Raw genomic sequence first — 25,524 nt, 5'->3', positions numbered from 1 at the left:
ACACGGCCGGGCGCCGCTTGTCAGGGGGAGGCGAAGTGGTCGAAGCTGCTGCCGCCGTAGGTGCACGGGTTGCCCTCGCGGTCGACCAGGCGCAGGCCTGGCTCGGGGGTGATGTTGCCGACGCGCGTGAGCGGCAGTCCCAGGCGCGCGCCGATGGCGGCGATTTCCTCGCGGGCGCCGGCCGGCGCGGTGAAGCACAGCTCGTAGTCGTCGCCGCCGGCCAGCGTGCATTCGCGCTGGCGCGCCTCGGGCTGCTCGGCCAGCACGGCCGAGCGCGGCAGCGCGTCGACGTCGAGCAGGGCGCCGGCCTGGGAGCGCTCGAGGATGTGGCCGAGGTCGCCGAGCAGGCCGTCGGAGATGTCGAGTGCGGCATGCGCCACGCTGCGCAGCGCCATGCCCAGCGCGACGCGCGGCAGCGGCGTGTCCATGCGCGGGCGCACCTGCGTGAAGTCCGGCTCGGGCAGCAGCCATTCGCCGCGGCAGTCGCCTAGCGCCAGGCGCGCGTCGCCGAGCGTGCCGGAAATCCAGATGTCGTCGCCGGGGCGTGCGGCATCGCGCCGCAGGGCCATGCCGGCGGGCACGTCGCCGAGCACCGTCAGGCTCAGCGTGAGCGGGCCGCGCGTGGTGTCGCCGCCGATCAGCTCGCAGCCGTGGGCATCGGCCAGCGCCAGCATGCCGGCGGCCAGCTCGCCGAGCCAGTCCGGGTCCGCCTCGGGCAGCGCCAGCGCCAGCGTGAACGCGCGCGGCTCGGCGCCCATCGCGGCCAGGTCCGACAGGTTCACGGCCAGCGCCTTGTGGCCCAGCGCGCGCGGCGCCACGTCGGGGAAGAAATGGCGGCCGCTGACCAGCATGTCGGTGCTGATGGCGAGGTGGTGGCCGGGGCGGCCTTCGATCAGCGCGCAGTCGTCGCCCACGCCGAGCACCGCCTTGCGCGCGGGGCGGGTGAAGAAGCGGCGGATCAGGTCGAATTCGGAGAGCGGGGCGCCGGGCGCACCGGCGGCGCGGGAAGAAGATGGCATGGGACGGTTGGCGGCGGGATTCCGCCCGGGGCGGCGCCCGGCGCCGCGGGTTACGCCCCGCTGGTCAGCGCTGGCGGCATGCGGCATATTGTACCGAAACGCAAAGCTGCCCCGCGCAAAACGCTTATTGTGAAATAATATTTCACAATATAAAATGTCAGGTTCAGAAGGAAGAGACCGCGGGTATGTGGAACCGGCCCGCCTTTTCGTTTCCCATAACGTCTACAACGGTTCCACCGACCGGAAGATGCGCCGATGACCAGTCCCCAGCAGCCCACGCCCCAAGACGAACTGAAGCAGCAGCAGCGTGAGGCGCTGCGCAAAGCCGCCCTGGAATATCACGAGTTTCCGACCCCCGGGAAGATCTCGGTCACGCCGACCAAGCCGCTGTCGAACCAGCGCGACCTGGCGCTGGCCTACTCCCCCGGCGTGGCCGCGGCCTGCGAGGAGATCGTGGTCGATCCGGCCAACTCGTTCCGCTACACCGCGCGCGGCAACCTGGTCGGCGTCATCACCAACGGCACCGCCGTGCTGGGCCTGGGCGACATCGGCCCGGCGGCCTCCAAGCCCGTCATGGAAGGCAAGGCCGGCCTGTTCAAGAAGTTCGCCGGCATCGACGTCTTCGACATCGAGATCGACGAGAAGGACCCCGAGAAGCTGGTCGAGATCATCGCCTCGCTCGAACCCACCTTCGGCGGCATCAACCTCGAGGACATCAAGGCCCCCGAGTGCTTCTACGTCGAGCGCAAGCTGCGCGAGCGCATGAAGATCCCCGTCTTCCACGACGACCAGCACGGCACCGCCATCGTGGTCGGCGCGGCCGTCATCAACGGCCTCAAGGTGGTCGGCAAGGACATCGGCGAGGTCAAGCTGGTGGCCTCCGGCGCCGGCGCCGCCGCGCTGGCCTGCCTGGACCTGCTGCTCGACCTGGGCATGAAGCTCGAGAACATCTGGGTGACGGACCTGGCCGGCGTGGTCTACGAGGGCCGCACCGAACTGATGGACCCGGAGAAGTCCCGCTTCGCGCAGAAGACCGACAAGCGCAAGCTGGGCGAGGTCATCGACGGCGCCGACATCTTCCTGGGCGTGTCCGCCGCCGGCGTGCTCAAGCAGGACATGGTGCAGCGCATGGCCGAGCGCCCGCTGGTGCTGGCGCTGGCCAACCCCAACCCGGAAATCATGCCGGAGCTGGTCAAGGAAGTGCGCCCGGACGCGGTCATCGCCACCGGCCGCACCGACTACCCGAACCAGGTCAACAACGTCCTGTGCTTCCCGTTCATCTTCCGCGGCGCGCTGGACTGCGGCGCGACCACCATCACGCGCGAGATGGAAGTCGCCGCCGCCCACGCCGTGGCGGAACTGGCCCGCCAGGAGCAGAGCGACATCGTCGCCACCGCCTACGGCATCCAGGACCTGTCGTTCGGCCCCGAATACCTGATCCCCAAGCCGTTCGACCCGCGCCTGATCGTCAAGATCGCCCCGGCCGTGGCCGAGGCCGCGATGCGGTCCGGCGTGGCCGCGCGCCCGATCGCCGACATGGACGCGTACCGCCTGCAGCTGCAGCAGTTCGTCTACCACTCGGGCACGCTGATGAAGCCGATCTACGCGGCGGCGCGCCAGGTGGACATGGAGAAGAAGCGCATCGTCTTCGCCGAGGGCGAGGAAGAGCGCGTGCTGCGCGCGGTGCAGGTGATCGTCGACGAGAAGCTGGCCAACCCGATCCTGATCGGCCGCCCGGCGGTGATCGAGCACCGCATCGAGCGCTTCGGCCTGCGCCTGCGCGGCGGCGTGGACTTCACCGTGGTCAACCCGGAGAACGACCCGCGCTTCCGCGACTACTCCGAGACCTACTTCAAGATGATGGCGCGCCAGGGCATCACGCCGCAGTACGCCAAGCTGGAGATGCGCCGGCGCACCACGCTGATCGGCGCGATGCTGCTCAGCAAGGGCGAGGCCGACGGCATGGTGTGCGGCACGGTCAGCACCACGGCGGCGCACCTGCGCTACATCGACCAGGTGCTGGGCGGCACCAACGAGGTGTACGCGGCGATGAACGGGCTGGTGCTGCCGGGCCGGCAGATCTTCCTGGTGGACACGCACGTCAACGTCGATCCGACCGCGTGCCAGCTGGCGGAGATCACCATCATGGCGGCCGAGGAGCTCAAGCGCTTCGGCATCGAGCCGAAGGTGGCGCTGGTGTCGCACTCGAACTTCGGCACCTCGGAGGCGCCTTCGGCGCGCAAGATGCGCGACACGCTGGCGATCCTGCGCGAACGGGCGCCGGAGCTGGAGGTGGACGGCGAGATGCACGGCGACAGCGCGCTGGACCCGAAGCTGCGCGAGCAGCTGGTGCCGGACGGCACGCTGATCGGGGAGGCGAACCTGCTGGTGTGCCCGAACATCGACGCGGCGAACATCGCGTACAACCTGCTGAAGGTGGCGGCGGGCAACAACGTGGCGATCGGGCCGATCCTGCTGGGGGTCAAGGCGCCGGTGCACATCCTCACGCCGTCGGCCACGGTGCGCCGCATCGTCAATATGACGGCGCTGGTGGTGGTCGATGCCGCTGCCAAGCGCTAAGCTGGCAGCCGCACGGAAAAGCCGGGCTTGCCCGGCTTTTTTTATGCCTGGCGCGCGCGCCGCGGCGCGGAGCAAAGCGCAGGGTAAGTGCGCGCACACATGTTAATAACACCTTGAAACAATTGGAGTTTTCCGCGGTTAGCAGGCGCAGGGGATTGATTATTTGGCGGCATGCGCGTAACCTTATGCCCTTAAAGCGCGCGTTGGGTACACCTGCGCGACGATGCCACCGTTTTTGATGCCACCGTTTTTCGCGCACGCTGTCCGGGGCGCAGGCAGGAAGGCAGCCGCGGGGCGGCGCGGGAATCGCGCTGCCGCGCCGGAATCTTCCTGTGGGCGCCTCCAAACAAGACTAGCAACGTGGGTTCCCAGATTCCTTTGACGCAGCGCGCATCGCAATGGATTTCAGCCGCAGGTTCCGCCGCGGGACTGGCACGGGCCGCAGGCCGGGTGCTGGCGGGCGTGGCGGTGTCGTGCGCACTGCTGCAGCCGGTGCAGGCGCGCGAGGCGCCCGCGGCCGGCATGGCGGATGCGGGAACCATCCCGCTGCAGCAGTTGCCCAACGAAGCGCAATTGACGATGGAGCGCATCGAGGCGGGCGGCCCGTTTCCGTATGCGAAGGACGGCTCGAGATTCGGCAACTACGAGCGTGCCCTGCCGCGGAAGCCGCGCGACTATTACCGCGAATATACGGTGAAAACAAACAGCCGGAACCGGGGAGCCAGACGGATCGTATGTGGCGGTGATCGACGCGCCACCAACGACTGCTATTACACGGACGACCACTACAACAGTTTCAAACGGATAGCCAAATGATGACTGACATTTTCGGACTGGGCGACGCCCTTGCCGCCCGCGAAGAGCGCGGCGCCGGAGATGGCTGGCAGCGGGCGCAGACCCAGGCCCGGAATCTTTACGACAATGTGTTGATGATGCCTCGCAACGAGCTCTCGCACCAACCGCCGCTCGCACCTGTTCCCGCAGCCGGCACCGACGGTAGCAAAGAGGGAGCCATGAACCTGTTCAAGACGGTGCGTCCGAACATCGTCCAGTCGATCCGCGCGTTCCGCGTGCCTGAGCTTGCCCAGGCAGCGGCCGAGCTGGGTCAGCATTTCCTGTACGCCAACTGCGCGCATTGCCAGAGCAAGGCCGAGGTGCTGGACACCATCGCCACCAGCTTCCTGTTCCCGAAGCATTTCGGCAAGAACTTCGACGCGCTGGCCGACTGCCTCACCGACCTGATCCACAAGGCCGGCGCGCAGCCCGGTTTCGTGATCGTGCTCGAAGGCCTGCCGATCGCGCAGAAGTTCGACAAGGAAGGGCGCGAGGTCCTGCTCGACGTATTCCGCGACGCCGCCGAGTTCTGGGCCGAGCGCAAGGTGCAGTTCCGCGTGTTCTACTCGTTTGCGTGAATCTCGCGTGAATCATCCCGCGTGAATCGCGCGCAAGTGCCCGCCTGAGGCCGCGCCGGCCGGAAGCCGGCATGCCATGACAAAGGCCCGCCTGAGCGGGCCTTTTGCTTTTGCCTTGGCCGGCCGGTCTGCCGGCCGGCGGTGCGGCAGCCGCCTATGCCGCCGGCGGTACCTGGCCTCCCGGGGTGAGCTTGTCGATCAGTTCCGGCAGGCCCTCGCTCAGGTGCGCGGCCACGTCGTCGGCCGACAGGCCGGTGGAGCTGGCCAGCGATTCGAGCGCGCCGGTGCCGCCGAGCGCGCCGGCCAGTTGCGACGGCGAGACCGGCTGGTTGTCGCCGGTGCCGATCCACGAGCTGACCTGCTCGCCCAGGCCGGCCTGCGCCAGCACTTCCTGCAGGGCGCCGATGCCGCCGGCCGCGGCGCCGAGCGCGGGCGCGCCGCCCTGCTGGCCCTGGCCGCCGAGCAGCCCGCCCAGCAGGCCGCCGAGGTCGATCCCGCCGGACGGGGCGCCGGCGGCAGCGCCACCGCCGCCGAGCAGCCCGCCGAGGAGTCCGCCCAGCCCGCCCAATCCGCCGAGCCCGCCGGCGGCCGCGGGGTCCTGCGGCGCGGCCGCGTCGGCCTCGCCGCCCTTGTGGCGCATCGCCAGCATGGCCAGCAGGCCGAGCGCCATCATCATCTTCGGACTCAGCCCGCCGCCCGCGCCCGCTTCGCCGCTGCCGCGCTGCCCGAGCACACCGCCCAGCACGCTATCGAGTAGTCCCATGATCGACTCCTTCGGTGAAATGCGGCGCGGGGCCCGGATGGCCCGTTGCCGTCAGAATCCGCCCAGCACCGCGTTGAGCGCGGCCAGGCAGGCAAGCCCCGCGGTTTCGGTACGCAAGATGCGCGGCCCGAGTGACACCGCTGTGAAACCGGCGCGCAGCGCCGCCGCCTCTTCCTCCGGCGACAGCCCGCCCTCGGGCCCGATCAGCAGCGTCACGCCGCCGTCCAGCAGGCCCTGCCGGTGCTCCGTGGCAAACGATACCAGCGACTGGCCGGCGCGTGGCGAGACCAGCAGGCGCGCGCCTGGCGCCGCCTCCGGCCCGGCCTGCGCCGCCAGCCAGGCGTCCGGCGTGGCCACCGGCGCCACCGCGGGCAGCCGGTTGCGCCCGCATTGCTCGCAGGCCGCCTCCACCAGCGCCTGCCAGTGCGCCTGGCGCTTGTGCGCGCGCTCGCCCGCCAGGCGCACCACCGAGCGGGCCGCCTGCAGCGGCTGGATCGCGCTCACGCCGAGCTCCACCGCCTTCTCGATCAGCCAGTCCATTTTGTCGCCGCCGGCCAGGCCCTGCGCCAGCGTGACGCGGAACGGCAGTTCGGCCTCGGCCGGGTCGTGGCCGCCGATGCGCGCCAGCGCATGGCGCTTGCCGAGTTCCAGCAGCGTGGCGGCGTGGCTGCCGCCGCGGCCGTCGAACAGCGTGATGTCGTCGCCGGGGTTCAGGCGCAGCACCTGCGCGTGGCGCACCACCGCTTCCGGCAGCGCCATCTCGGTCTGCGCGGCCAGCGCCGCGTCGATGAAGAAACGAGGCGGCATCAGGCGGTTCCGTCCTTCTTTTCCAGCGGCTTGCCGAAGCCCCAGCGGTAGCCGTCGGGGTCCTCCACCATGCAATAGCGGTCGCCCCAGAACTGGTCGGCGGGCGCCATCAGGCTGACCGCGCCGGCGGCCACGGCGCGCGCGTGCATGGCGTCCACGTCGTCGCAGTAGACATAGAAGGTCTGCGGGCACTCGACGCCGAGCGAGCGCGGCGTGCGCGCCGTGCTGCCCCAGGCGCCCTCGGGCGCGAACATCACGACCAGCTCGCCGCGGTAGTGCATTTCGGCGTGCGTCGGCACGCCGTTCTCGTCGACCACGTTGCCGGCGCTGAAGCCGAACGCGCGGTGGTAGAAGTCGAGCGCGCCGCGCCCGCTGGCCACCGTCAGGTAGGGGGTGAGCCAGGGCGTGTTGGCCGGTCTCGTCATGATCGTCTCCTGTCGTTTCCTGGTTGCGGGAAACCGCGCTGCGCCGGCCTCGGCGGCGCGGCGCGCGGTGCGAACGAGCATCTTACGCGGGTGCGCCGGCGCTGTCGAAAAGCGCCCGCGCGCGGGGGCGGGGCGGGCGGACTCCCCGTTTCGTTCTGGTAAAATTGCGCTTTTCCCGCCGCCAGGTCCCCGCCGCATGTCTCACCTCGCTCATCCCGCCGCCAGTCCGCACGCTTCGCAGCCCGTCCAACTCATGGCCAACGCCATCCGCGTCCTGGCGATGGACGCCGTCCAGCAGGCCAATTCAGGCCATCCCGGCATGCCGATGGGCATGGCGGACATCGCGGTGGCGCTGTGGGGCCGTCATCTGAAGCATAATCCGGCCAACCCCAAGTGGGCCGACCGCGACCGCTTCGTGCTGTCCAACGGCCACGGCTCGATGCTGCTCTACGCGCTGCTGCACCTGACCGGCTACGACCTGCCGATCAGCGAGCTGAAGAACTTCCGCCAGCTGCACAGCAAGACCGCGGGCCATCCCGAATACGGCATCACGCCCGGCGTGGAAACCACCACCGGCCCGCTGGGCCAGGGCCTGACCAACGCGGTCGGCATGGCGCTGGCCGAGCGTCTGCTGGGCGAGGAATTCAACCGCCCCGGCTTCGACATCGTCAACCACCACACCTACGTGTTCCTCGGCGACGGCTGCCTGATGGAAGGCGTCAGCCACGAGGCCTGCTCGCTGGCCGGCACGCTGCGCCTGAACAAGCTGGTGGCGCTGTGGGACGACAACGGCATTTCCATCGACGGCGACGTCGAGCACTGGTTCGCCGACGACACGCCCAAGCGCTTCGAAGCCTACGGCTGGAACGTGATCCGCGCGGTGGACGGCCATGACGCCGCCGCCGTCGACGCCGCCATCGCCGAGGCCAAGTCCAGCGACCGCCCGACCCTGATCTGCTGCCGCACGCTGATCGGCAAGGGCGCGCCGAACAAGGAAGGCGGCCACGATGTGCACGGCGCGCCGCTCGGCGGCGCCGAGATCCTGGCCACGCGCGAAGCGCTGGGCTGGACCCATTCCCCGTTCGAGGTGCCCGCCGAAGTCTATGCGGCGTGGGACGCCAAGGCCCGCGGCGGCTCGCTGGAGAAGGCCTGGACCGCGCTGTTCGAGGCTTATGCCGAGCGTTTCCCTTATGAAGCCGGCGAATTCCAGCGCCGCATGCGCGGCGAGCTGCCCGGCGCGTTCGACGCTGCCGTCGACGCCTTCCTCGCCAAGTGCGAGGAAAAGGCCGAGACCATCGCCACGCGCAAGGCCAGCCAGAACACCATCGAGGCGTTCGGCCCGGTGCTGCCCGAGTTCCTCGGCGGCTCGGCCGACCTGACCGGCTCCAACCTGACCAACTGGTCGGGCAGCAAGGCCGTGCGCGTGGATGCCTGGGGCAACCACATCAACTACGGCGTGCGCGAGTTCGGCATGAGCGCGGTGATGAACGGCATCACGCTGCACGGCGGCTACATCCCCTACGGCGGCACCTTCCTGACCTTCTCGGACTACAGCCGCAACGCGCTGCGCATGGCCGCGCTGATGAAGATCCGCACGCTGTTCGTGTTCACCCACGACTCCATCGGCCTGGGCGAGGACGGCCCGACCCACCAGTCGATCGAGCACGTCGCCAGCCTGCGCCTGATCCCCAACATGGACGTCTGGCGCACCGCCGACACCACCGAGACCGCGGTCGCGTGGGCCCAGGCCGTGCGCCGCGAGAACGGCCCGAGCTGCCTGATCTTCAGCCGCCAGAACCTGCCGTTCCAGAAGCGCAGCGACGCCACCCGCGCCAACATCGCGCGCGGCGGCTACGTGCTGCGCGAAGGCAACAATCCCAAGACCGGCCTGCCCGACGCCGTGATCGTCGCCACCGGCTCGGAAGTCGGCCTGGCCGTGGGCGCGGCCGAGCAGCTGGCCGTCGACGGCGTGCACGTGCGCGTGGTCTCGGTGCCGGCGACCACCGTGTTCGACAAGCAGGACGCCGCCTACAAGGCCTCGGTGCTGCCGGCCGGCGTGCCGCGCGTGGCGGTCGAGGCGGGCGTCACCGATTTCTGGTGGAAGTACCAGGTCCAGGCCGTGGTCGGCATCGACACCTTCGGCGAGTCGGCGCCGGCCGGCGTATTGTTCAAGCATTTCGGCTTCACGGTGGAGAACGTCGTGCGCACGGTGCGCGACACGCTGGCACAGTGATCCGCCCGCCGGACCCGCGCGGCCGGCATGGCCGCCCCGGTCCGGCAAACGCTTTCTTGCATTCATCGATCGTCAGGCTACCCAGGAGATAAACATGACCATCAAGATCGGCATCAACGGCTTCGGCCGCATCGGGCGCATGGTGTTCCGCGCCGCCATCGCCAACTTCAAGGACCTCGAAGTGGTCGCCATCAACGACCTGCTCGAGCCCGACTACCTGGCGTACATGCTGAAGTACGACTCGGTGCACGGCCGCTTCGACGGTGAAGTGTCGGTCGACGGCAACACGCTGGTGGTCAACGGCAAGAAGATCCGCCTGACCGCCGTCAAGGACCCGGCCGAGCTCAAGTGGGGCGAGGTCGGCGCCGACGTGGTGGTCGAGTCCACCGGCATCTTCCTGACCAAGGAAGGCGCGCAGAAGCACATCGACGCGGGCGCGAAGAAGGTCATCATGTCGGCCCCGTCCAAGGACGACACCCCGATGTTCGTGTACGGCGTGAACCACGAGACGTACAAGGGCGAGGCGATCATCTCCAACGCCAGCTGCACCACCAACTGCCTGGCCCCGGTGGCCAAGGTGCTCAACGACAAGTGGGGCATCAAGCGCGGCCTGATGACCACCGTGCACGCCGCCACCGCCACGCAGAAGACCGTCGACGGCCCGTCCAACAAGGACTGGCGCGGCGGCCGCGGCATCCTGGAAAACATCATCCCGTCGTCGACCGGCGCCGCCAAGGCCGTGGGCGTGGTGATCCCCGAACTGAACAAGAAGTTGACCGGCATGTCGTTCCGCGTGCCGACCTCCGACGTGTCGGTGGTCGACCTGACCGTCGAGCTGGACAAGCCCGCCAGCTACGCCGAGATCTGCGCCGAGATGAAGGCGCAAAGCCAGGGCGCGCTCAAGGGCGTGCTGGGCTACACCGAGGACAAGGTCGTCGCCACGGACTTCCGCGGCGATGCGCGCACCTCGATCTTCGACGCCGAAGCCGGCATCGCGCTGGACTCGACCTTCATCAAGGTCGTGAGCTGGTACGACAACGAATGGGGCTATTCCAACAAGGTGCTGGAAATGGCGCGCGTGGTGGCCAGGTAAGGCCGTCCAGGCTGTCCGCGCCGGCCGGGGCGCGCCGGGGGTCCCGTTGGCGGGATCTCGCGCCATCCCGCCGGCAATTCCAGCGATCGGCCGCCTGCCGGCGGGGCCGGGCCCGTGGAAATCCTGTTCCACGCCCGGCTTTGCTCTTACACTGATAAAGTGCTGGAAATACTGATGTGCAGCCTATGCAAGTGACGCCAATGTCATTCGCAACCTCCAATCTAACCTGGGCGAGATCATGGTGAACGTGGATACCAAGCTTCTCGTGATTTTTACCGAGTTGCTTAGCAAGCGGAACGCGACCTACGTCGCGGAAAAGATGCACATGACCGCGCCCGCGGTATCGCATTCGCTGGGCCGCCTGCGCGAGATCTTCGACGACCCGCTCTTCATCCGCGTGCCGCACGGCCTCACGCCGACGCCGCGAGCCCTGGAACTGGGCCCCAAGATCCGCGACATGCTCGACCTGTGGTCCTCGATCAACGAGGGCGACGCCGACAATTTCGATCCCGCCACCGCCACCGGCACGCTCAACATCGGCTTCGCCGCCGAACTCGGCGATACGGTGTTCAACCGCTTCATCCTGCGCATCAAGCAACTGGCGCCGGAGCTGCACATCAAGCTGGTCGAGTCGCACTCGTGGGAGTCCGACGTGGCCGCCATGCGCGGCAACGAGCTGGACCTGGCGTTCTCGCCGTTCCCGACCCGGCACCCCGAGATCGTGGAGGAGATGGTCACTTCGCTGAACCTCTGGGTGTGCGCGCGCAAGAACCATCCGGTGCTCAAGGGCACCTGCACGCTCGAGCAGTATCTCGACTGCGGCCACATCTTCATGGCGCACTCGGGCGGCACCAGCCGCCCGGCGCCGTCGCTGATCCCGCTGGACTACGCGCTGCAGCAGCGCGGGCTCAAGCGCAACGCCACGCTGACCGTGCATTCGTGGCGCGCGCAGTCCGAGCTGGCGGCGCAGACCGACCTGATCTTCACGGTCAACGCGCTGACCAAGGACATGGCCTGCGAGACCTACGGCCTCAACGCGTTCCCGCTGCCGGCCGAGATCAACACCACGCTGGGCCTGAACATGTTCTGGCACCGCAGCCGCAACACCCACCCGATGCTGGTGTGGGCGCGCGGGCTGTTCCGCCAGGTGGTGGGCGAATTCGTCGGCGTGCCGGCCGCCGCGCGCGGCCTGCACATCGTCGCCGAGCAGGACGAGCGGCAGTCCTGAGCGCCGTCGCGGCGCGGCTCGCCCAGAAGAAGAAACCGGCGCATCGCGCCGGTTTTTTTTCGTGGTCGCCGAGAGGATCCCGCCTGCCGCGGGCGGGGCGGTCAGCGCTTGGGGCGGAACTGGCAGTCCTGCTTGATGCAGTTGCCGTACAGCGACAGCGCATGCTCCTGCAGCGCGAAGCCGCGTTCGCTGGCGATGCTCTGCTGGCGCCGCTCGATCTCGGAATCGTAGAATTCCTCGACGCGGCCGCAGTCGATGCAGACCAGGTGGTCGTGGTGCCTGCCTTCGTTGAGCTCGAAGATGGCCTTGCCGGATTCGAAGTTGTTGCGCGAGAGCAGGCCCGCCTGCTCGAACTGGGTCAGCACGCGATAGACGGTTGCAAGGCCGATGTCCATCTGTTCGTTGAGCAGGATGCGATAAACGTCCTCCGCGCTCAGGTGGCGCTGCTCGCTGGTCTGGAAGATCTCGAGGATCTTCAGACGGGGTACGGTCGCTTTGAGACCGATATTTTTGAGGTCCGCCGGACTCGGCATGGGCGTGACTCCCTAGAGTACAATGTCTGGATTATTGAATCATAAGGGTTTTGGCGGCAAAAGTCGCCTCGGCGGTTGCCTGGGCGCCGCCGGCTGCCCCAGGCTGCGCCCGCGATGATGCATCGCCCCAGCCGTCCCGTGGCAATGGCCGCGGGGGCCGGAACCGGCACTTTCCTCTCCCTTCTAGAAGCGAGATACATGCGTTCATTTCGTTCGTCCGCCATGCGTCCGACGCTGGTTACTTCTGTGCTGGCCGCTGCCGTGCTGATGGCAGCGTGCTCCACTTATGACAATACGTCGCGCAAGCTCGCCAACGCGATCACGCCGTACCGTATCAACATCGTGCAAGGCAACTTCGTCTCGCGCGAGGCCGCGTCCCAGCTGCGCGAAGGGATGACGCGCGACCAGGTCAAGTTCCTGCTCGGCACGCCGCTGCTGACCGACGTCTTCCACGGCAACCGCTGGGACTACTTCTTCTCGTTCCGCCGCGGCAACACCCCGGTGGTGCAGCAGCGCCACTACACGGTCTTCTTTGACGGCGACAAGCTGGTCAAGTTCGGCGGCGACGAGCTGCCGTCCGAATACGAGCTGATCGCCGAGATCGACGGCATGAAGGCCCTGCAGGCCAACCAGCGTCCGCTGCGCCGGGAGATCGACGCGGCCGCGGCGGCTTCGGCGGTCGGCGCGACGCCGCCCGCGCAGCCCGCCGCCACCGCGGCGGCCGATGCCGCCGCGCCGGCTGCTCCGGCCGCCCCAACGGATGCAGCGGCGTCCAGCCCCGCCGGCAGCGCCGCCCCGGCCCCCGCCGCCAGCCCGATCTCCGGCAAGCTGACCGAGGATTCCGCCTCGGCGCCGGTCGGCGGCCAGCCGCCCGCGAACTGAACGTCCCGCCGGGCCGCCGCGCCCGGACACCGGCCGGCCGCGTGGCCGGCCTTTTTTTCCGCTAGCTGACACGCCATGAATATCGCCATCGCAGGTGCCTCCGGCCGCATGGGCCGCATGCTGATCGAACACGTTTTCGCCACCGCAGGCGTGACCCTGACCGGCGCGCTGGACGTGCCGGGCGCGCCGGCCCTGGGCCAGGACGCCGGGCTGGTGCTGGGCCGCGCCACCGGCGTGACGATCACGTCCGACATCGAGGCGGCGCTGGCCGGCGCCGACTGCCTGATCGACTTCACCCGCCCCGAAGGCACGCTGGCGCACCTCGCCGTGGCCGAGCGCCTCGGCGTCAAGATGGTGATCGGCACCACCGGCTTCGACGACGCCGGCCGCGCCGCGCTGACCGCGGCCGCCGGGCGCATCGGCGTGGTCTTCGCCGCCAACATGAGCGTGGGCGTGAACGCCACCTTCAAGCTGCTGGAGATGGCGGCGAAGCTGCTGTCCTCGGGCTACGACATCGAGGTGATCGAGGCCCACCACCGCCACAAGGTGGACGCGCCGTCCGGCACCGCGCTGGCGATGGGCGAGGTGGTGGCCAAGGCGCTCGGCCGCGACCTCAAGACCTGCGGCGTGTTCGCGCGCGAAGGCCACACCGGCCCGCGCGACCCGCAGTCGATCGGCTTCGCCACCGTGCGCGGCGGCGACATCGTGGGCGACCACACCGTGATGTTCGCCGGCATCGGCGAGCGCATCGAGATCACGCACAAGTCGTCGAGCCGCCAGTCCTACGCCGACGGCGCGGTGCGCGCGGCGCTGTTCCTGGCCGACAAGCCCGCCGGCCTGTTCGACATGCAGGACGTGCTGGGCCTCAAGTAAGGGGGCCGTGCCGCGCCGTCTGTCCCGACGGTTATAATCGGCACTTTCGGCATTCCAGCGCAGGCGGGCGCCGCAAGGCAGCCCGCCGCTTTTCTTTTCCACGCTTTTCCGCCCGTCAACGCGCCTCGCCGTTGTCCTGAACATGCAAGACAAATACCTTCCCTCCGCCGTTGAACAAGCCGCCCAGCAACACTGGCAAGCCATCGATGCCTACCGCGTGACGGAACAGGCAACGCTGGCCGACGGCAGCGAGAAGCCGAAGTTCTATGCCTGCTCGATGCTGCCGTACCCGTCGGGCAAGCTGCACATGGGACACGTGCGCAACTACACCATCAACGACGTGATGGCGCGCCACCTGCGCATGACGGGGCACAACGTGCTGATGCCGATGGGCTGGGACGCGTTCGGCATGCCCGCCGAGAACGCCGCGCTCAACAACGGCGTGGCGCCGGCGGCCTGGACCTACGACAACATCGCTTACATGAAGAAGCAGATGCAGTCGATGGGCCTGGCCATCGACTGGTCGCGCGAGGTCGCCACCTGCAGCCCGGACTACTACCGCTGGAACCAGTGGCTGTTCCTCAAGATGCTGGAAAAGGGCATCGCCTACCGCAAGACCGGCACCGTGAACTGGGACCCGGTCGACCAGACCGTGCTGGCCAACGAGCAGGTCATCGACGGGCGCGGCTGGCGCTCGGGCGCGCTGGTGGAAAAGCGCGAGATCCCGATGTACTACCTGCGCATCACCGAGTACGCCGAGGAACTGCTGGGCGACCTTGACGGCCTCGGCTGGCCCGAGCGCGTCAAGATCATGCAGCAGAACTGGATCGGCAAGAGCGTGGGCGTGCGCTTCGCGTTCCCGCACGACATCGCCGGCGACGACGGCAAGCCGATCGGCGACGGCAAGCTGTACGTGTTCACCACGCGCGCCGACACCATCATGGGCGTGACCTTCTGCGCGGTCGCCGCCGAGCACCCGCTGGCCGCGCACGCGGCCGCCGCCAACCCGGCGCTGGCCGCCTTCATCGACGAGTGCAAGCACGGCTCGGTGATGGAAGCCGACATGGCCACGATGGAAAAGAAGGGCATGCCCACCGGCCTGAAGGTGACGCATCCGCTCACCGGCGAGCAGGTCGAGGTGTGGGTCGGCAACTACGTGCTGATGAGCTACGGCGACGGCGCCGTGATGGGCGTGCCCGCGCACGACGAGCGCGACTTCGCCTTCGCCAACAAGTACGGCCTGCCGATCCGGCAGGTGGTCGACGTGAAGGGCCAGCCGTTCTCCACCGAAGCGTGGCAGGAATGGTACGGCGACAAGGAGCACGGCACCTGCATCCACAGCGGCAGGTATGACGGCCTCGGCTACCAGGCGGCGGTCGAGGCGATTGCCGCCGACCTCGGCGCGAAGGGCCTCGGCGAGAAGAAGACCACCTGGCGCCTGCGCGACTGGGGCATCTCGCGCCAGCGCTACTGGGGCACGCCGATCCCGCTGATCCACTGCGAGGACTGCGGCGTGGTGCCGGTGCCCGAGCAGGACCTGCCGGTGGTGCTGCCCGAAGACCTGGTGCCGGACGGCACCGGCAACCCGCTGGCCAAGGACGCGCGCTTCCTCGCGTGCGCGTGCCCGTCGTGCGGCAAGCCGGCGCGGCGCGAGACCGACACGATGGACACCTTCATCGACTCGTGCTGGTACTACATGCGCTACACCAGCCCGGACGCCGCCGCGATGGTCGACGGCCGCAACGATTACTGGATGCCGATGGACCAGTACATTGGCGGCATCGAGCACGCCATCCTGCACCTGCTGTACGCGCGCTTCTGGACCAAGGTCATGCGCGACATGGGCCTGGTCGGGTTCGGCGAGCCGTTCACCAACCTGCTCACCCAGGGCATGGTGCTCAACGACACCTACTACCGCGAGGACGCGGCCGGCAAGAAGACCTGGTACAACCCGGCCGAGGTCGAGGTCAGCACCGACGAGCGCGGCCGCCCGCTGGGCGCCGTGCTCAAGGCCGACGGCCAGCCGGTGGTGATCGGCGGCGTGGAGAAGATGTCGAAGTCCAAGAACAACGGCATCGACCCGCAGGCCCTGATCGACCAGTACGGCGCCGACACCGCGCGCCTGTTCGTCATGTTCGCCGCGCCGCCCGAGCAGCAGCTCGAATGGAGCGGCTCCGGCGTCGAAGGCGCGTCGCGCTTCCTGCGCCGCGTGTGGAACTACGGCCATGCCAACGCCGGGGCGATCGCCACGGCCGGCGCCGGCGCGCAGTACGGCGACGGCGACGCGGCGCTGCGCCGCGAGCTGCACGGCGTGCTCAAGCAGGCCAACTACGACTACCAGCGCATCCAGTACAACACCGTGGTGTCCGCCACCATGAAGATGCTCAACGCGCTCGAAGGCGCCAAGGCCGCCACCCCGGCCGCGCGCCGCGAGGGCTTCGGCATCCTGCTGCGCGTGCTGTACCCGGTGGTGCCGCACATCACCCACGGCCTGTGGCAGGAACTCGGCTACGCCACGCAGTACGGCGACCTGCTCGACGCGCCGTGGCCGCAGGTGGACGAATCCGCGCTGGTGCAGAGCGAGCTCGAACTGGTGCTGCAGATCAACGGCAAGGTGCGCGGCAGCCTGACGGTGCCGGCCGATGCCGACCGCGCCGCCATCGAGGCCGTGGCCGCCGCCAGCGAGACCGTCGCCAAGTTCGCCAACGGCGCCGCGCCCAAGAAGGTCGTGGTGGTGCCGGGGCGCCTCGTCAACGTGGTGCTGTAAAGCGCCGACGCCCAGCGCCAATAAGCCAAGCCCGTGACCAAGCCAAGGAGGGAGTTGCCCGGTATGGATCGACAGACCGACCGACACGCGGACCGACCAGCGCAGGACCGCCCCGCGCGGGGCCGGCGCATGGTCCTGGCGGCGCTGCTGGCGGCCGGCCTGGTGGCCGGCTGCGGCTTTCACATGCGCGGCAACGCGGACTTCGCGTTCAAGAAGCTGTACCTGAGCATCCCCGCCAACTCGCTGATGGGCTCGGACCTGCGCCGCGCCATCCGCAACGGCTCGGATACCGTGATCGTGGCCGACCCCAAGGAAGCCGACGCGCTGCTCGACGTGCTGCAGGACACGCGGACCAAGACCATCCTGTCGCTGACCACCACCGGCGTGGTGCGCGAATACCGGCTGACCCAGCGCTTCACCTTCCGCCTGCGCGATGCCGGCGGCCAGGAACTGATCGCGCCGTCGCAACTGGTGCTCACGCGCGACCTGACCTACAACGAAGCCAACACGCTGGCCAAGGACTACGAAGAGCAGCAGCTCTACCGCGACATGCAGCGCGACATCGTGCAGCAGCTGATCCGCCGGCTGGCCTCGGTCAAGGCGATCTGAGCCGCGCCGGCATGCAGCTCAAGCTCGACGGACTCGACGCCCACCTGCGCCAGGCCAAGGCACGCGGGCTGGCCCCGCTCTACGTGGTGCACGGCGACGAGCACCTGCTGGTGCTGGAGGCGGTCGACCGGCTGCGCCAGGCCGCGCGCGAGGCCGGCTTCAGCGAGCGCGAGGTGCTCTCCGCCGAGCGCGGCTTCAACTGGGGCCAGGTGGTCCAGGCGCAGCAGTCCATGTCGCTGTTCGGCGACCGCAAGATCGTCGAGCTGCGCATTCCCTCCGGCAAGCCCGGCAAGGACGGCGGCGAGGCGCTGCGCGCGGTGGCGGCCCAGCCCTCGCCCGACGTGCTGATGCTGGTCACGCTGCCGCGCCTGGATTTCGCCACGGCCAAGTCGGCGTGGTTCCAGGCGCTCGAAGGCGCCGGCGTCTCGCTCAAGATCGACGCGGTCGACCGCACCCGCCTGCCGGCCTGGGTGGGCGAGCGCCTCGCGCTGCAGCAGCAGCGCGTGGAGCCCGGCGAGCCGGGCCGGCGCGCGCTGCAGTTCGTCGCCGACAAGGTCGAGGGCAACCTGCTCGCCGCCCACCAGGAAATCCAGAAGCTCGGCCTGCTCTACCCGGCCGGCGTGCTGACCTTCGAGCAGGTGCACGACGCCGTGCTCAACGTGGCCCGCTACGACGTCTTCAAGCTCTCCGAAGCCATGCTCGGCGGCGACGTGCCGCGGCTGGTGCGCATGCTCGAAGGGCTGCGCGGCGAGGGCCAGGCCACGGTGCTGGTGCTGTGGGCGCTGACCGAGGAAATTCGCGTATTATCCAAGGTCCGGCAAGGGCTGGCCGCCGGCAAGCCGGCCGGCGTCCTGACGCGCGAGCTGCGCATCTGGGGGCCGCGCGAGAAGCTGGTGCCGCAGGCCGCGCAGCGCCTCTCGCTGGCGCAGCTCGAAGCCGCGCTGGCGATGGCCGCGAAGCTGGACCGGCAGGTCAAGGGCCTGCGCGCCGAGGGCATGCCGGCCGAGCCGTGGGACGGCCTGCTGCAACTGGCGCTGCTTGTTGCCAGGTAGACCCGGCCAGGCAGACCCGGCCCGCCGCGGGCCTGCCACGATCCCTTCACGCCGCGCCGGCAAGATACACGCATTGAGGGCCGCGCTTTGCCGGCCAGGACTATGAACGAGCTCGATCTCAAGCAATACATGGAACGCGTCGGCCAGCAGGCCCGCGCCGCCTCGCGCGCGATGGCGCGCGCCTCCACCGCCGACAAGAACCGCGCGCTGCTGACCATCGCCGCGGCGATCCGCCGCGACGCCGCGCGCCTCAAGGCGGTCAACGCGCGCGACGTCGAGCGCGCCCGCGCCAACGGCCAGGACGCCGCCTTCATCGACCGCCTGACGCTGTCGGACAAGGCCATCGACGTGATGGCCGCCGGCCTCGAGCAGATCGCCGCGCTGGCCGACCCGATCGGCGAGATCAGCAACATGAAATACCGCCCGACCGGCATCCAGGTCGGCCAGATGCGCGTGCCGCTGGGCGTGATCGGCATCATCTACGAGTCGCGCCCCAACGTGACCATCGACGCGGCGGCGCTGTGCCTGAAGTCCGGCAACGCCACCATCCTGCGCGGCGGCTCCGAGGCGATCGAGTCCAACACCGCGCTGGCCGCGCTGGTGGCCGAGGGCCTGGCCGCGGCCGGCCTGCCGCAGCAGGCCGTGCAGGTGATCGAGACCACCGACCGCGCCGCCGTCGGCCGGCTCGTCACCATGACCGAATACGTCGACGTGATCGTGCCGCGCGGCGGCAAGAGCCTGATCGCGCGCCTGATGGAAGAGGCGCGCGTGCCGATGATCAAGCACCTCGACGGCATCTGCCACGTCTATATCGACGACGGCGCCGATCTCGACAAGGCCGTGCGCGTCTGCGACAACGCCAAGACCCAGCGCTACGCGCCGTGCAACACGATGGAGACGCTGCTGGTCGCCGCCGGCGTCGCCGCCGCGGCGCTGCCGCCGCTGTGCCGCATCTACCAGGAAAAGGGCGTGGAGCTGCGCGTGTGCGCCGCCACCCGCGCCACGCTGGAAGCCGCCGGCTTCACCGGCCTGGTCGACGCCACCGAGCAGGACTGGCGCCTGGAATACCTGGCGCCGGTGCTGGCGATCCGCACCGTGGCCGGGCTCGACGAAGCCATCGCGCACATCAACACCTACGGCTCCGCGCACACCGATTCCATCATCACCGAGAACTACACCGCCGGCATGCGCTTCCTGCGCGAGGTGGATTCGGCCAGCGTGATGATCAACGCCTCGACGCGCTTCGCCGACGGCTTCGAGTACGGCCTGGGCGCCGAGATCGGCATCTCCAACGACAAGCTCCACGCGCGCGGCCCGGTCGGGCTGGAAGGCCTGACCTCGCTCAAGTACGTGGTGTTCGGGCACGGCGAGATCCGCACCTGAGCCGGGGCGGGGCGGGGCGCCGCCACCGCGTTTGCCGCAGGCCAACCAGTCCACCAGTCCACCACCACAAAAGAAGCCAGATGCTCTGGGTCAAAGCGCTGCACATCGTCTTCGTCGTTTCCTGGTTCGCCGGCCTGTTCTACCTGCCGCGCATCTTCGTCAACCTCGCGCTCGAGACCGATCCGGCCGGGGTGCGGCGGCTGCTGCTGATGGCGCGCAAGCTGTACCGCTTCATGACCATGCTGGCGGTGCCGGCGCTGGCGTTCGGCCTGTGGCTCTATCTCGGCTACGGCATCGGGCGCGGCCCGGGGCAGGGCTGGATGCACGCCAAGCTGGCGCTGGTGCTGGTGCTGATCGGCTATCACCACGGCTGCGGCGTGCTGCTCAGGAAGTTCGAGGGCGGGCACAACGCGCGCTCGCACACCTTCTACCGCTGGTTCAACGAGTTGCCGGTGCTGGTGCTGCTGGCGGTGGTGATCCTGGTGGTGGTCAAGCCGTTCTGAGGCCCGCGGCGGCCGCGTGGCGGCGCCAGCGCGCCGCGGCGTTTTCCCGTATCGTTTCCGGCTGGTTCCGTTTTCCCGTTTCCCCACCGTCCCAAGCGCCGTTGTCTCGCGCCACCCCCGTCCAGAGGACATGATGAGCAAGCAGGTCGACTACTATCTTTCCCCGCAATCGCCTTTCGTCTACCTAGGGCATGCACGCTTTGCCGCGCTGGCGGCGAAGCACGGCGTGCAGGTCAACCTCAAGCCCTGCGACCTGGGCAAGGTGTTCTCGGTGTCCGGCGGCCTGCCGCTGGCGCAGCGCCCGCCGCAGCGCCAGGCCTACCGGCTGGTGGAGCTGGCGCGCTGGAGCGAGTTCCTGGGCGTGCCGCTCAATCCGCACCCGACCTACTTCCCGGTCTCCGGCGACCCCGCCGCCCGGCTGATCATCGCCGTGCAGCTGGCCCAGGGCACCGCCCGCGCGATGGAGCTGGTCGGAGTGATCGGCCGCGCGCTGTGGGCCGAGCAGCGCAACATCGCCGACGCCGCCACGCTGGTCCAGCTCGCCGACGGCATCGGCCTGGACGGCGCCGCCATGCTCAAGGCCAGCGAGGCCCAGGCGGTGCAGGCGGACTACGCCCGCCACACCCAGGACGCGATCTCCGCCGGCGCCTTCGGCGCGCCGTGGTTCGTCTACGAGGGCCAGCCTTACTGGGGCCAGGACCGGCTGGACTTCCTCGAGCGTGCCTTCGCGGCCGGCTGACGCCCCGCGGCGCGGTACACTGCGCGCTATCCGACCCCGTCCGCCGCGGCGGACGTTTTTGTTTGCAGGAAACCCCAAGCCATGTCCCAAGCCTTCTTTGCCCCTTGCCCGCGCGGCCTCGAAAGCGCGCTCGCCGAAGAGCTGCGTGAAATCGCGGCCCGGCCCGGCATGGCCACGCTCGCGCCGTTCCAGGTCCATCGCGAGATGCCGGGCGGCGTCACGTTCTCGGGCGAGATGGTGGCGGCCTACGCGGTCAACCTGCATTCGCGCATCGCCAGCCGCGTGCTGATGCGCGTGGCCGCGCGCGGCTACCGCCGCGAGGACGATATCTACGACCTCGCGCGCGGCCAGCGCTGGGAACAGTGGTTCTCGCCGGACGAAACGCTGCGGGTGGACGTGACGGCACACCGCTCGCCGCTGCAGAGCCTGAATTTCATCGGCCTGCGTGTGAAGGACGGCGTCTGCGACGCCATGCGCGAGCGCCTCGGCGCGCGGCCCAGCGTGGACACCGTCAGTCCCGACGTGCGCATTTATGCGCACCTGACCGAGCATGACGTCACGCTCTACCTCGACACCTCGGGCGAGCCGCTGTTCAAGCGCGGCTGGCGCATGGAGAAGGGCGAGGCGCCGCTCAAGGAAAACCTGGCCGCCGGCATCCTGCGCCTGGCCGGCTGGGTGCCGGGCCAGACCGAGCAGCCGTTCTACGACCCGATGTGCGGCAGCGGCACCTTCCTGGTGGAAGCCACCCAGGTGGCGCTGGGCCTGGCGCCGGGCGCGGGCCGCAGCTTCGCCTTCGAATGGCTCAAGGGCGCCGACACGCGCGGCTGGCAGGCACTCAAGGCCGCCGCCCAGGCCGACGCCGACGCCGCGCGCAAGCGCGCCGCGGCCGATCTGCTGGAAATCGCCGGCAGCGACATTTCCACCGACCTGCTGTCGATGACCGAGGCCAACTGGCAGCGCGCCGGCCTGCCCGGCGAGCCGCGCCTGAAGCAGGTGGACGCGCGCTTCGCGCAGCCGCCGTTCGCCGCGCCCGGCATGCTGCTGATGAACCCGCCCTACGGCGAGCGCATCGCGGTGCGCGGCGAGCGCCGCCGCCCGCTCGACGAGGCGCCCGACGATGGCGTCGAGGACGAGGCCGCCAACCAGTTCGCCAGCGCCTTCGCCACCACGCTGAAGCAGAACTTCGCCGGCTGGCAGGTCTGGATCTTCACCGGCGACCTCGGCCTGCCGCGCCGGCTGCGCCTCAAGGAGTCGCGCCGTACGCCGCTCTACAACGGCAACATCGAGTGCCGGCTGTTCCGTTTCGACATGGTGCGCGGCGGCAATCGCGGCAATGGCGGTAGCGCCGGCAACGGCGACGGCGCCGCGGCGCCGGCCTGACGCCGGGCGGGAAGCAAGGGCGGAAGGCAAGGGCGGAAGGCAAGGGCAGGCAGGCCGGCTCTTGGCCGCGCGCCGCCGGCCGGCTAGCGGCGGCCGGTGATGCGCTCGGGCTGGCGCCCGAAGTCCTGCAGGAAGTCGTGGAAGCTGACGATGGGCTCCTGCAGCAGGTGGCGCGGCAGGTCGAACAGCGCGTAGAAATAATCCTCGCGGCCCGCGCAGTGCTCGGCGGGCAGGCAATATTGCTCCCAGTCGACGCAGGCCGGCGTGTACATGCCGTTGCCCGGCCAGAAGAAGGGCACGATGCGGCCCTCGCGCAGGCCTTCGATCAATGCCGCCGGCGCATCGTAGGCCTCGGCGGACTCCACCTGGCTCATCAGCCCGGCGCGCGTCTCGATCACCATCAGCGTGGCGTGGCCCTGCGCGGTCAGCATCAGGATGCCGGCCGGGTTGGGGAACAGGTAATACTCGACGAAGCCGTAGCGCGCGGTGATCTGGCGCACCCGGTCGCAGATCACCGGGTCCGACAGGAAGGAAAACGAGTGGCGCGTGAGCAGCTCGCGCAGCGTGCGCGACAGCGTGGTGAAGTATTGCTGCTGGAGCGCGTCGATCTCCTGGTCCAGCCGCTCCACCATGTTGCTGTCGTGCTTCTTGACGTAGCGGTCGATCAGGCCGTGGTTGAAGCCCTGCACGGCGATGCCTTCGTCGGCGGTGCCGGTCAGCAGGATGGTCTTGCACGGCAGGTCCTGCAGCGCCTGGCAGAATTCCAGCCCGTTCATCTGCGGCATCGAATAGTCCACCACGATCACGCCCGGCTGCACATAGCGGTTGATGTCGTGGATCTGCCGGTAGATGCGGTCGATGTCGAGCTGCACCGTGCGCCGCTCGGTCAGGAAGGTCAGGTCGTCGTGCGTCACGCGCACCGGCAGGAAGCCGGTGAAGCGCGTGTAGGTGTCGCGCACCCATTGCAGCGCCTCGCGCGGGTCGGTGAACGTCACCACCGGGCGCGCCGGGTCCATCTGGAACGCCAGGCTGTCGATGAACGATTTGCTGTCGTCGACGAGCACCGTCAGGATCGGGTGATGGAAGACCGACAGATTCCTGTCCTGGGGGTTGAATGTCATGTTGCGTTCGGCTTGGGCGTCTCTCGGACACCTCGGACGGGTGGATCGGCGTGGCCGGGACCGATGCGGCAGAGCGCTGGCGGCGGATCGGAGTCGGGGCGGGTCCGCCGCGCCGGCCGCACGCGGCACGGGTCGGACCGGTCCGCGGGCACACCGTGGCCGAAGACCGGAACCAGTATAGCGCGCCCGCGCCCCCGCGCAACCGGCGCGCGGCGGGGTCGAAGTAGGGGGTGGCCAGACCCGGAGCGGGGCCCGGCAATGGCGGCGGACACGGGAATACGGGCGCGCCCGGCGCCGGCCGCCCCGCGGCGTGCCTAGTCGATGGCCTTGCCCATGTCCTCGACCACCTTCTTGGCGTCGCCGAACACCATCATGGTCTTGTCCATGTAGAACAGCTCGTTGTCCAGCCCGGCATAACCGGCCGCCATCGAGCGCTTGTTCACGATGATGGTCTTGGCCTTGTAGGCCTCCAGGATCGGCATGCCGGCGATCGGCGAGCCGGGGTCGGTCTTGGCGGCCGGGTTGACCACGTCGTTGGCGCCCAGCACCAGCACCACGTCGGCCTGGCCGAACTCGCTGTTGATGTCCTCCATCTCGAAGACCTGGTCGTAGGGCACCTCGGCCTCGGCCAGCAGCACGTTCATGTGGCCCGGCATGCGGCCGGCCACCGGGTGGATGGCGTATTTCACCGTCACGCCCTTCTCGGTCAGCTTCTCGGTCAGTTCCTTGAGCGCGTGCTGCGCGCGCGCCACCGCCAGGCCGTAGCCGGGCACGATGATCACGGTCTCGGCATTGCCCATCAGGAAGGCCGCGTCGTCGGCCGAGCCGGACTTGACGTTGCGCTGCTGCTGCGCGCCCCCCGCGCTGCTCGCGGCCGCGCCGCCGAAGCCGCCCAGCAGCACGTTGAAGAACGAGCGGTTCATGGCGCGGCACATGATGTACGAGAGGATCGCGCCGCTCGAGCCCACCAGCGAGCCGGCGATGATCAGCATCGGGTTGTTCAGCGAGAAGCCGATGCCCGCCGCCGCCCAGCCCGAGTACGAGTTCAGCATCGACACCACCACCGGCATGTCGGCGCCGCCGATCGGGATGATGATGAGCACGCCCAGCACGAAGGCGAGCGCCAGCATCACCAGGAACGGCAGCCAGCTCTGCGACAGGAAGAAGATCACGCCGAAGCCGATCATCGCCACCGCCAGCAGCAGGTTCAGCCAGTGCTGGCCGGCGAACGACACCGGCGCGCCCTGGAACAGGCGGAACTTGTAGCGCCCGGCCAGCTTGCCGAACGCGATCACCGAGCCGGAGAACGTGATGGCGCCGACGAAGCAGCCGATGAACAGCTCGATGCGGTTGCCCAGCGGGATCTCGTGCGAGCCGGCCGGCGTGATGCCGAAGGCGGCCGGCTCGGCCACCGCCGCCACCGCGATGAACACCGCCGCGAGGCCGATCAGCGAGTGCATCGCCGCGACCAGCTCGGGCATCTTGGTCATCTCGACCTTCCTGGCCACGTAGGCGCCGATGCCGCCGCCCACCACCAGCGCGCCGAGGATCAGCGCCAGCCCTTCGCCCACCGGCGACTGGCCCGCGCCGAGCGCGAGGAATTCGTTCTTGAGCTTGACGATGAGCGCCAGCGTGGTCAGCGCCGCGATCAGCATGCCGGCCATGCCGAAGGCATTGCCGCGGCGCGCGCTGCTCGGGTGCGACAGGCCCTTGAGCGCCTGGATGAAGCACACCGAGGCGACCAGGTAGAGCAGGGTGACGAGGTTCATGCTCATTTGCCGTGCTCCTTGTCCGCGCCGCCGTCCTTCGCGCCGTTCTTCGCCCTGGGTTCCTTCTTCTTGAACATCTCCAGCATGCGCTGGGTCACCAGGAAGCCCCCGAACACGTTGACCGCGGCCAGCGCCACCGCCAGCGTGCCCATGGTGCGGCCGACCAGACCCTCGGTCAGGCCGGCGGCCAGCATGGCGCCGACGATGATGATGGCCGAGATCGCGTTGGTCACGGCCATCAGCGGGGTGTGCAGGGCCGGCGTCACCGTCCAGACCACGTGGTAGCCCACGTAGATCGCCAGCACGAAGATGATCAGGTTGATCACCGTGTGGTTCACCATTTCCATCGTCTT

Annotated in this window: 23 protein-coding genes; 15 read left to right on the top strand and 8 right to left on the bottom strand. The window is 69.2% G+C overall.

Annotated features, from left to right (window positions below):
- Nucleotides 1-20 precede the first annotated feature (20 nt).
- Nucleotides 21-1,019: a thiamine-phosphate kinase gene (gene thiL, locus ACWTPI_RS16910; protein WP_454732215.1), complete on the bottom strand. Its 999-nt coding sequence runs from the start codon at nt 1,017-1,019 to the stop codon at nt 21-23.
- Nucleotides 1,020-1,274: 255 nt separating this feature from the next.
- On the opposite strand from thiL, the gene ACWTPI_RS16905 reads away from it, so the two are divergent.
- From ACWTPI_RS16905 to ACWTPI_RS16895, 3 genes are all read left to right on the top strand, one after another.
- A complete protein-coding gene (locus ACWTPI_RS16905; protein ID WP_454732214.1) occupies nt 1,275-3,599 on the top strand; it encodes an NADP-dependent malic enzyme in 2,325 nt (774 codons plus the stop codon).
- A 429-nt stretch (nt 3,600-4,028) separates the two neighbouring features.
- Complete coding sequence (locus ACWTPI_RS16900) at nt 4,029-4,415, top strand: ribonuclease domain-containing protein (protein WP_369796944.1); 387 nt, start codon at nt 4,029-4,031, stop codon at nt 4,413-4,415.
- Nucleotides 4,412-5,011 (top strand): barstar family protein, encoded by a 600-nt coding sequence (locus ACWTPI_RS16895; protein WP_029044427.1) that lies wholly within the window; start codon nt 4,412-4,414, stop codon nt 5,009-5,011. The genes ACWTPI_RS16900 and ACWTPI_RS16895 overlap by 4 nt, the downstream gene beginning before the upstream one ends.
- Nucleotides 5,012-5,165: 154 nt before the next feature.
- Here the strand turns inward: ACWTPI_RS16895 and ACWTPI_RS16890 are convergent, their stop codons facing one another.
- From ACWTPI_RS16890 to ACWTPI_RS16880, 3 genes are read right to left on the bottom strand one after another with little or no spacing between them, the layout of a single operon-like run.
- Entirely contained in the window at nt 5,166-5,774 is a 609-nt protein-coding gene (locus ACWTPI_RS16890) for a YidB family protein (protein ID WP_029044426.1), read from the bottom strand.
- Nucleotides 5,775-5,825: 51 nt separating this feature from the next.
- Entirely contained in the window at nt 5,826-6,581 is a 756-nt protein-coding gene (locus tag ACWTPI_RS16885) for a 16S rRNA (uracil(1498)-N(3))-methyltransferase (protein WP_454732213.1), read from the bottom strand.
- Nucleotides 6,581-7,006 carry a VOC family protein gene (locus ACWTPI_RS16880; RefSeq protein ID WP_454732212.1) on the bottom strand — a complete coding sequence of 142 codons (426 nt, stop codon included), beginning with the start codon at nt 7,004-7,006 and terminating at the stop codon, nt 6,581-6,583. The genes ACWTPI_RS16885 and ACWTPI_RS16880 overlap by 1 nt, the downstream gene beginning before the upstream one ends.
- A gap of 196 nt (nt 7,007-7,202) precedes the next feature.
- Here ACWTPI_RS16880 and tkt point away from each other — a divergent pair, with 196 nt between their 5' ends.
- The 3 genes from tkt to ACWTPI_RS16865 all read left to right on the top strand — a co-directional run bounded on the left by tkt (nt 7,203) and on the right by ACWTPI_RS16865 (nt 11,560).
- Nucleotides 7,203-9,239: a transketolase gene (gene tkt, locus ACWTPI_RS16875; RefSeq protein ID WP_082079767.1), complete on the top strand. Its 2,037-nt coding sequence runs from the start codon at nt 7,203-7,205 to the stop codon at nt 9,237-9,239.
- A 94-nt stretch (nt 9,240-9,333) separates the two neighbouring features.
- A complete protein-coding gene (gap, locus tag ACWTPI_RS16870) occupies nt 9,334-10,332 on the top strand; it encodes a type I glyceraldehyde-3-phosphate dehydrogenase (protein WP_020206871.1) in 999 nt (332 codons plus the stop codon).
- 238 nt (nt 10,333-10,570) lie between these two features.
- Nucleotides 10,571-11,560 (top strand): LysR family transcriptional regulator, encoded by a 990-nt coding sequence (locus tag ACWTPI_RS16865; RefSeq protein ID WP_020206870.1) that lies wholly within the window; start codon nt 10,571-10,573, stop codon nt 11,558-11,560.
- Between the two features lie 101 nt (nt 11,561-11,661).
- Here ACWTPI_RS16865 and fur read toward each other — a convergent pair whose 3' ends face one another.
- Nucleotides 11,662-12,093: a ferric iron uptake transcriptional regulator gene (gene fur, locus ACWTPI_RS16860; protein WP_020206869.1), complete on the bottom strand. Its 432-nt coding sequence runs from the start codon at nt 12,091-12,093 to the stop codon at nt 11,662-11,664.
- A gap of 198 nt (nt 12,094-12,291) precedes the next feature.
- Here fur and ACWTPI_RS16855 point away from each other — a divergent pair, with 198 nt between their 5' ends.
- The 9 genes from ACWTPI_RS16855 (at nt 12,292) to ACWTPI_RS16815 (ending at nt 22,281) form a co-directional block, all read left to right on the top strand.
- The gene (locus ACWTPI_RS16855) at nt 12,292-12,975 is read left to right on the top strand and encodes an outer membrane protein assembly factor BamE (protein WP_454732211.1); all 684 of its coding nucleotides are present in this window, start codon (nt 12,292-12,294) and stop codon (nt 12,973-12,975) included.
- A gap of 75 nt (nt 12,976-13,050) precedes the next feature.
- Nucleotides 13,051-13,848 (top strand): 4-hydroxy-tetrahydrodipicolinate reductase, encoded by a 798-nt coding sequence (gene dapB, locus ACWTPI_RS16850; protein ID WP_454732210.1) that lies wholly within the window; start codon nt 13,051-13,053, stop codon nt 13,846-13,848.
- A gap of 142 nt (nt 13,849-13,990) precedes the next feature.
- Complete coding sequence (gene leuS / locus ACWTPI_RS16845) at nt 13,991-16,615, top strand: leucine--tRNA ligase (protein WP_454732209.1); 2,625 nt, start codon at nt 13,991-13,993, stop codon at nt 16,613-16,615.
- Nucleotides 16,616-16,678: 63 nt separating this feature from the next.
- The gene (locus ACWTPI_RS16840) at nt 16,679-17,224 is read left to right on the top strand and encodes an LPS-assembly lipoprotein LptE (RefSeq protein WP_052166044.1); all 546 of its coding nucleotides are present in this window, start codon (nt 16,679-16,681) and stop codon (nt 17,222-17,224) included.
- 11 nt (nt 17,225-17,235) lie between these two features.
- The gene (gene holA / locus ACWTPI_RS16835) at nt 17,236-18,276 is read left to right on the top strand and encodes a DNA polymerase III subunit delta (protein ID WP_020206659.1); all 1,041 of its coding nucleotides are present in this window, start codon (nt 17,236-17,238) and stop codon (nt 18,274-18,276) included.
- Between the two features lie 102 nt (nt 18,277-18,378).
- Nucleotides 18,379-19,659: a glutamate-5-semialdehyde dehydrogenase gene (locus tag ACWTPI_RS16830; RefSeq protein WP_020206660.1), complete on the top strand. Its 1,281-nt coding sequence runs from the start codon at nt 18,379-18,381 to the stop codon at nt 19,657-19,659.
- A gap of 80 nt (nt 19,660-19,739) precedes the next feature.
- Complete coding sequence (locus tag ACWTPI_RS16825) at nt 19,740-20,162, top strand: CopD family protein (protein ID WP_454732208.1); 423 nt, start codon at nt 19,740-19,742, stop codon at nt 20,160-20,162.
- 133 nt (nt 20,163-20,295) lie between these two features.
- Nucleotides 20,296-20,901, top strand: a complete 606-nt coding sequence (locus ACWTPI_RS16820; RefSeq protein ID WP_454732493.1) for a DsbA family protein — start codon at nt 20,296-20,298, stop codon at nt 20,899-20,901.
- Between the two features lie 81 nt (nt 20,902-20,982).
- Complete coding sequence (locus ACWTPI_RS16815) at nt 20,983-22,281, top strand: THUMP domain-containing class I SAM-dependent RNA methyltransferase (protein WP_454732207.1); 1,299 nt, start codon at nt 20,983-20,985, stop codon at nt 22,279-22,281.
- An 83-nt stretch (nt 22,282-22,364) separates the two neighbouring features.
- Here ACWTPI_RS16815 and ACWTPI_RS16810 read toward each other — a convergent pair whose 3' ends face one another.
- The 3 genes from ACWTPI_RS16810 to ACWTPI_RS16800 all read right to left on the bottom strand — a co-directional run bounded on the left by ACWTPI_RS16810 (nt 22,365) and on the right by ACWTPI_RS16800 (nt 25,518).
- Nucleotides 22,365-23,402 (bottom strand): response regulator, encoded by a 1,038-nt coding sequence (locus ACWTPI_RS16810; protein WP_020206664.1) that lies wholly within the window; start codon nt 23,400-23,402, stop codon nt 22,365-22,367.
- Between the two features lie 314 nt (nt 23,403-23,716).
- On the bottom strand, nt 23,717-25,177 hold the full coding sequence (locus ACWTPI_RS16805; protein WP_059413516.1) for an NAD(P)(+) transhydrogenase (Re/Si-specific) subunit beta: 1,461 nt from the start codon (nt 25,175-25,177) through the stop codon (nt 23,717-23,719).
- The gene (locus ACWTPI_RS16800; RefSeq protein WP_020206666.1) at nt 25,174-25,518 is read right to left on the bottom strand and encodes an NAD(P) transhydrogenase subunit alpha; all 345 of its coding nucleotides are present in this window, start codon (nt 25,516-25,518) and stop codon (nt 25,174-25,176) included. The genes ACWTPI_RS16805 and ACWTPI_RS16800 overlap by 4 nt, the downstream gene beginning before the upstream one ends.
- Between the last annotated feature and the right edge of the window lie 6 nt (nt 25,519-25,524).

The sequence above is a fragment of the Cupriavidus ulmosensis genome (assembly GCF_977008105.1).
This window is presented reverse-complemented; position numbering and strand designations above follow the sequence as displayed.

What these genes read in the sequence shown, in the direction of transcription:
- thiL (WP_454732215.1), bottom strand. Translation starts at nt 1,019, where the DNA reads ATGCCATCTTCTTCCCGCGCCGCCGGTGCGCCCGGCGCCCCGCTCTCC.
- ACWTPI_RS16905 (WP_454732214.1), top strand. Translation starts at nt 1,275, where the DNA reads ATGACCAGTCCCCAGCAGCCCACGCCCCAAGACGAACTGAAGCAGCAG.
- ACWTPI_RS16895 (WP_029044427.1), top strand. Translation starts at nt 4,412, where the DNA reads ATGATGACTGACATTTTCGGACTGGGCGACGCCCTTGCCGCCCGCGAA.
- ACWTPI_RS16890 (WP_029044426.1), bottom strand. Translation starts at nt 5,774, where the DNA reads ATGGGACTACTCGATAGCGTGCTGGGCGGTGTGCTCGGGCAGCGCGGC.
- ACWTPI_RS16885 (WP_454732213.1), bottom strand. Translation starts at nt 6,581, where the DNA reads ATGCCGCCTCGTTTCTTCATCGACGCGGCGCTGGCCGCGCAGACCGAG.
- ACWTPI_RS16880 (WP_454732212.1), bottom strand. Translation starts at nt 7,006, where the DNA reads ATGACGAGACCGGCCAACACGCCCTGGCTCACCCCCTACCTGACGGTG.
- tkt (WP_082079767.1), top strand. Translation starts at nt 7,203, where the DNA reads ATGTCTCACCTCGCTCATCCCGCCGCCAGTCCGCACGCTTCGCAGCCC.
- gap (WP_020206871.1), top strand. Translation starts at nt 9,334, where the DNA reads ATGACCATCAAGATCGGCATCAACGGCTTCGGCCGCATCGGGCGCATG.
- ACWTPI_RS16865 (WP_020206870.1), top strand. Translation starts at nt 10,571, where the DNA reads ATGGTGAACGTGGATACCAAGCTTCTCGTGATTTTTACCGAGTTGCTT.
- fur (WP_020206869.1), bottom strand. Translation starts at nt 12,093, where the DNA reads ATGCCGAGTCCGGCGGACCTCAAAAATATCGGTCTCAAAGCGACCGTA.
- ACWTPI_RS16855 (WP_454732211.1), top strand. Translation starts at nt 12,292, where the DNA reads ATGCGTTCATTTCGTTCGTCCGCCATGCGTCCGACGCTGGTTACTTCT.
- dapB (WP_454732210.1), top strand. Translation starts at nt 13,051, where the DNA reads ATGAATATCGCCATCGCAGGTGCCTCCGGCCGCATGGGCCGCATGCTG.
- leuS (WP_454732209.1), top strand. Translation starts at nt 13,991, where the DNA reads ATGCAAGACAAATACCTTCCCTCCGCCGTTGAACAAGCCGCCCAGCAA.
- ACWTPI_RS16840 (WP_052166044.1), top strand. Translation starts at nt 16,679, where the DNA reads ATGGATCGACAGACCGACCGACACGCGGACCGACCAGCGCAGGACCGC.
- holA (WP_020206659.1), top strand. Translation starts at nt 17,236, where the DNA reads ATGCAGCTCAAGCTCGACGGACTCGACGCCCACCTGCGCCAGGCCAAG.
- ACWTPI_RS16830 (WP_020206660.1), top strand. Translation starts at nt 18,379, where the DNA reads ATGAACGAGCTCGATCTCAAGCAATACATGGAACGCGTCGGCCAGCAG.
- ACWTPI_RS16825 (WP_454732208.1), top strand. Translation starts at nt 19,740, where the DNA reads ATGCTCTGGGTCAAAGCGCTGCACATCGTCTTCGTCGTTTCCTGGTTC.
- ACWTPI_RS16820 (WP_454732493.1), top strand. Translation starts at nt 20,296, where the DNA reads ATGAGCAAGCAGGTCGACTACTATCTTTCCCCGCAATCGCCTTTCGTC.
- ACWTPI_RS16815 (WP_454732207.1), top strand. Translation starts at nt 20,983, where the DNA reads ATGTCCCAAGCCTTCTTTGCCCCTTGCCCGCGCGGCCTCGAAAGCGCG.
- ACWTPI_RS16810 (WP_020206664.1), bottom strand. Translation starts at nt 23,402, where the DNA reads ATGACATTCAACCCCCAGGACAGGAATCTGTCGGTCTTCCATCACCCG.
- ACWTPI_RS16805 (WP_059413516.1), bottom strand. Translation starts at nt 25,177, where the DNA reads ATGAGCATGAACCTCGTCACCCTGCTCTACCTGGTCGCCTCGGTGTGC.
- ACWTPI_RS16800 (WP_020206666.1), bottom strand. Translation starts at nt 25,518, where the DNA reads ATGGAAATGGTGAACCACACGGTGATCAACCTGATCATCTTCGTGCTG.